1 rRNA gene is annotated in these 479 nt (G+C 54.3%); it reads right to left on the bottom strand.

Going from position 1 to position 479, the window contains the following annotated elements:
- Window positions 1-479 (bottom strand): 16S ribosomal RNA (locus M6G53_RS25010); the annotation flags it as partial.

Genomic DNA, 479 nt, shown 5'->3' with positions numbered 1-479 from the left:
ATTCCTGGACTACTGGGGTATCTAATCCTGTTTGCTCCCCACGCTTTCGCACCTCAGCGTCAGTGTCAATCCAGGGAGCCGCCTTCGCCACTGGTGTTCCTTCCGATCTCTACGCATTTCACCGCTACACCGGAAATTCCACCTCCCTCTACTGCACTCTAGCGTGCCAGTATCGGATGCAATTCCAAGGTTGAGCCCTGGGCTTTCACATCCGACTTAACACACCGCCTACGCGCGCTTTACGCCCAGTAATTCCGATTAACGCTTGCACCTTTCGTATTACCGCGGCTGCTGGCACGAAATTAGCCGGTGCTTCTTCTGTAGGTAACGTCAAGTACTCCAGCGTATTAAGCCGAAGCCTTCCTCCCTACTGAAAGTGCTTTACAACCCGAAGGCCTTCTTCACACACGCGGCATGGCTGGATCAGGGTTGCCCCCATTGTCCAAGATTCCCCACTGCTGCATCCCCATAGGCTGATC

Source organism: Serratia nevei, from assembly GCF_024160145.1.
In the GTDB taxonomy this organism is placed as follows: Bacteria; Pseudomonadota; Gammaproteobacteria; order Enterobacterales; family Enterobacteriaceae; genus Serratia; species Serratia nevei_A.
This window is presented reverse-complemented; position numbering and strand designations above follow the sequence as displayed.